This window comes from Kitasatospora phosalacinea (assembly GCF_000717185.1).
Lineage (GTDB): Bacteria > Actinomycetota > Actinomycetes > Streptomycetales > Streptomycetaceae > Kitasatospora > Kitasatospora phosalacinea_A.
Window position 1 is genome coordinate 1 of sequence record NZ_JNYE01000207.1, and the last position, 4,464, is coordinate 4,464.

1 protein-coding gene and 1 pseudogene are annotated in these 4,464 nt (G+C 77.5%); both read left to right on the forward strand.

The genetic code is table 11. From position 1 onward, the window contains the following. Nucleotides 1-2,695 (forward strand): type I polyketide synthase (locus OO57_RS37480; protein ID WP_033257359.1); only part of this gene is annotated, 2,695 nt, incomplete at its 5' end. A gap of 242 nt (nt 2,696-2,937) precedes the next feature. Then, nucleotides 2,938-4,464: pseudogene (locus tag OO57_RS38935) on the forward strand (type I polyketide synthase); the annotation flags it as partial.

Sequence of the window (4,464 nt, forward strand, 5' to 3'; positions counted from 1 at the left end):
GGTGGACCTGCCGACGTATGCCTTCCAGCACCGCCGGTACTGGTTGGAGCCCTCGTCCGCGACGGCGGGTGCGGAGCGCCTCGGCCTGGACCGCACCGGGCACCCGCTGCTCGGCGCCGCCGTCGAACCGGCGGACCGTCAGGAGCTGCTGCTGACCGGGCGGCTCGCGATCGGCAGCCACCCCTGGCTGGCCGACCACGCGGTGGGCGGGACGGTGCTGCTGCCTGCCGCCGCGCAGCTCGACCTCGTCCTGCACGCTGCTGACCGGGCGGGCTGCGGGGGAGTGGAGGACCTGGTCCTCCGGGCCCCGCTGGTGCTGCCCGAGCAGGGCGCGGTCGCGGTGCAGCTGATCGTGGGCCCGCCGGACGGTGCCGGGCGGCGTCCGGTCGCGCTGCACGCGCGGCCGGAGGGTGCGGACGAGCCGTGGACGGTGTGCGCCGAGGGCGCGCTCGCCGGGCCGTCGACCGCCCCCGCCCCGGAGCCGGAGGGCAGTTGGCCGCCGCCGGGCGCGACCGCCGTCCCGCTGGACGACCTGTACGAGCGGCTGGGCGACCTCGGCTACGGCTACGGCCCGGCCTTCCGGGCGCTGCGCGCGGCGTGGCGCCTGGGCGAGGACCTGTTCGCCGAGGTCGAGCTCCCCGTCGACACCCCGGCCGCCGGGTACGGCATCCACCCGGCCCTGCTCGACGGGGCCCTGCACCCGCTGCTGCTCGACCTGCTGGACGACCCCTCGCCGGTGCCGCCCGGCGTGCTCCGCCTGCCGTTCGGTTGGCGCGGAGTGGTCCGCGGTCCGGCGGCGGGCGGGGGCACCGTCCGGGTCCGGCTCGGCCGGGTCGCGGCCGACGAGGTGTCGCTGCGCCTGTCCGACCCGGCGGGCACCGTCCTGCTGGCCGCGCAGGCGCTGACGCTGCGCGCCGTGCCGCTGGAGCGGCTGGCCGGGGCGTCGGCCGACGACCGGCTGTACGAGGTCGAGTGGCTGCCGTTGCCGCTGCCGCTGCCGGACAGGGGCGCGGGCGAGGGTTCGGCTGAAGGTTCGGCCGACCGGTGGGCCGTCCTGGGCGAGCTGGCTGCGCCGGACGGGACGGTCCCGTACCCGGACCTGGCCGCGCTGTTCGGTGCCGTCCGGGCCGGTGCCCCGATGCCGGAGGCGGTCCTGGCGGCGGTCGGTCCGGACGGCGGCGACGGCGGCGACGGCGTGTCCGCCGCCGTGGCGGCGGGCGGTGCGCTGTCCGCGACGCTCCGGCTGCTACAGGAGTGGCTCGGCGAACCGGCCGCGGCGGACTCCCGGTTGGTGCTGGTGACCCGCGGCGCGGTCGCCCCGGCCGAGGGGGCGGCGCCCGACCCGGCGGCCGCCGCCGGATGGGGGCTGGTCCGCAGTGCGCAGGCGGAGGAGCCCGGCCGGCTGCTGCTGCTCGACGCGGACGGCCCGCTGTCGGCCGGGGTGCTGGCCGGGGTGCTGGCCGCGCAGGAACCGCAGGTGGCGGTGCGCGGTGGTGCGGTGCTGGTGCCGCGGCTGGCGCGCCTCGCCGGGGTCGGCGAGACGCCGCCGGTCCTGGATCCGGCGGGGACGGTGCTGGTCACCGGTGGGACGGGTGGGTTGGGTGCGTTGTTCGCCCGGCACCTGGTGTCGGCGTACGGGGTGCGGCACCTGCTGCTGGTGAGCCGTCGGGGTGGGGAGGCGCCGGGTGCGGCCGAACTGGTCGCGGAGCTGGGGGAGTTGCACGAGTTGACGGAGCACCGGAAGCTCGCCGCGTTCGTCCTGTTCTCCTCGGTGGCCGGGACGATGGGCACCGCCGGGCAGGGCAACTACGCCGCCGCGAACGCCTTCCTGGACGCCCTCGCCCAGCACCGCCGCACTCTCGGCCTGCCCGCCGTCTCGCTGGCCTGGGGCCTGTGGGAGCGGGAGAGCGGGATGGCCGACACCCTGGACCGGGGCGCGCTGGCCCGGCTGCGGCGCTCGGGCATCGCGGGCATCGGCGACCCGCAGGGCCTGCGGCTGTTCGACGCGGCGCTGGCCGCCGACCGTCCCGTGCCCGTCCCCGTCCGGCTGGACCTGGCGGCGCTGCGCTCCGGCGGCGAGACGCCGCCCGCCCTGCTGCGGGGGCTGCTGCGGATGCCCCTGCAGCCGGCCCGGCGGTCGGCCGAACCGGCGGCGACGGCGGAGGAGGGGACGTTCGCCGGGAAGCTCCGCGGGCTGCCCGCCGAGCAGCGGTCGGCGTACGTGCTCGACCTGGTGCGCGACGAGCTGGCCCGGGTCCTCGGCTTCGACACCCCGGACGGCGTCGAGAGCGGACGGGGCTTCCAGGACATGGGCGTCGACTCGCTGACCGCGGTCGAACTGCGGCGGCGGCTCAGCACGGCCACCGGCCTGTCCCTGCCCGTGACGGCGGTGTTCGACCACCCGACCCCGGTCGCCATGGCCGACCACCTGCTGGCGGAGAGCCTGCCGGCCGGTGCCGAGCACCCGATGCTGGCCGAACTGGACCGCTGGGAGCGCGAGCTGCCCGGCATCGCGGCCGATCCGGAGGTCCGCGGCAAGGTGCTGGCCCGGGTCCAGCTGCTGCTGGCGGGGCTCCGCGACCCCGGCGCCGACCCGGCGGCGGAGCAGGGGGAGATCGACGGGGTCGGCATCGACGGGGCCAGCGACGAGGAACTGTTCCTCCTGCTCGACGGGACGCTCGAAACCCCCGAGTGACCCGACCGACCCGCCGCGGCGGGGGCCGCCCCCGCCCGGGCCGCCCCCGCCGCGGCGTTCCCGTTCCCGCCCCCGCCGCCCGGTCGGGGCGGATCGGGGCTGGTCGGAGCCGGTCGGCGCCGCTTTAGCTGCGGCTAAGGGCGGGCCAAGGACGCCCACTTACCGTGAACGGACCCGCGAGGCCGCCGTTCTTCACCGGGCGGCACATCCGTCGCAACACCGTTGAGGAGAGTGGATCGCCCATGGCGGACGAGGAGAAGCTCCGCGCCTACCTGAAGCGTGCGACGACGGACCTGCAGCAGGCCCGGCGCCGACTGCAGGAGGTGGAGGCCGAGAAGCGGGAGCCGATCGCCGTCGTCGCCATGGCCTGCCGCTACCCGGGCGGGATCAGCAGCCCCGGCGAGCTGTGGCGGGCCGTCGCCGAGGGCCGGGACGCCATCGGCGAGTTCCCCGCGGACCGGGGCTGGGCGGTGGACGACCTGTACGACCCGGACCCGGAGCAGGTCGGCAAGTCCACCACCCGGCTGGGCGGGTTCCTGTACGACGCGGGCGGCTTCGACGCCGGGTTCTTCGGCGTCTCGCCGCGCGAGGCGCTCGCCGTCGACCCGCAGCAGCGGCTGCTGCTCACCCTCGCCTGGGAGGCCGTCGAGCGCGGCGGGATCCTGCCGTCCGAACTGCGCGGACAGCAGGTGGGCGTGTACGCGGGCGTCATGTACAGCGACTACGGGGCCCGGATCCACGCGCCCTCGGAGGAGTTCGAGGGCTACCTGGTGCAGGGCAGCGCGGGCAGCGTCGCCTCCGGCCGGGTCGCCTACACCTTCGGCTTCCAGGGCCCGGCGGTGACGGTCGACACCGCGTGCTCGTCCTCGCTGGTGGCGGTCCACCTGGCGGCCCAGGCGCTGCGGCGCGGCGAGTGCTCGCTCGCCCTGGCGGGCGGCGTCACCGTGATGGCCACCCCGCAGACCTTCGTCGAGTTCAGCCGCCAGCGCGGCCTGGCCCCCGACGGCCGCTGCAAGGCCTTCGCGGCGGGCGCGGACGGCACCGGCTGGGGCGAGGGCGCGGGCCTGCTGCTGCTGGAACGCCTCTCGGACGCCCGGCGCAACGGGCACCGGGTGCTGGCCGTGGTGCGCGGCAGCGCGGTCAACCAGGACGGCGCCAGCAGCCAGCTCACCGCGCCCAACGGGCCCGCCCAGCAGCGGGTGATCCGGCAGGCGCTCGCGGACGCGGGCCTGTCGGCGGCCGACGTCGATGCGGTGGAGGCGCACGGCACCGGCACGACGCTGGGTGACAGGCCGAGGGCCCGCGCCGGGCCGCCGTCTCCTCGTTCGGGATCAGCGGCACCAACGCCCACGTCGTGCTCGAACAGGCCTCCGAGGCCGAACACCCCGCCCCCGCCCGGGCGGACGGCGCCCCGCTGCTGCTCTCGGCCCGCTCCCCGCAGGCCCTGCGCGCCCAGGCCGCCCGCCTGCACGCCCACCTGGCGGAGCACCCGGAGACCGGCCTCGCCGACACCGCGTACACCCTGGCCACCGCCCGGACGGTGTTCGCGCACCGCGCCGTCGTCCTCGGCCCGGACCGCGACCGCGCCCTCGCCGGGCTCGACGCCCTCGCCCGGGAGCTGCCGTCCGCCGACCTGGTCTCCGGTGCGGGGCCCGACCGTCCCGGTCGGACGGTGTTCGTGTTTCCGGGGCAGGGGTCGCAGTGGGTGGGGATGGCGCGGGAGTTGTTGGGTTCGTCGGTGGTGTTCCGGGAGCGGGTGGGTGCGTGTG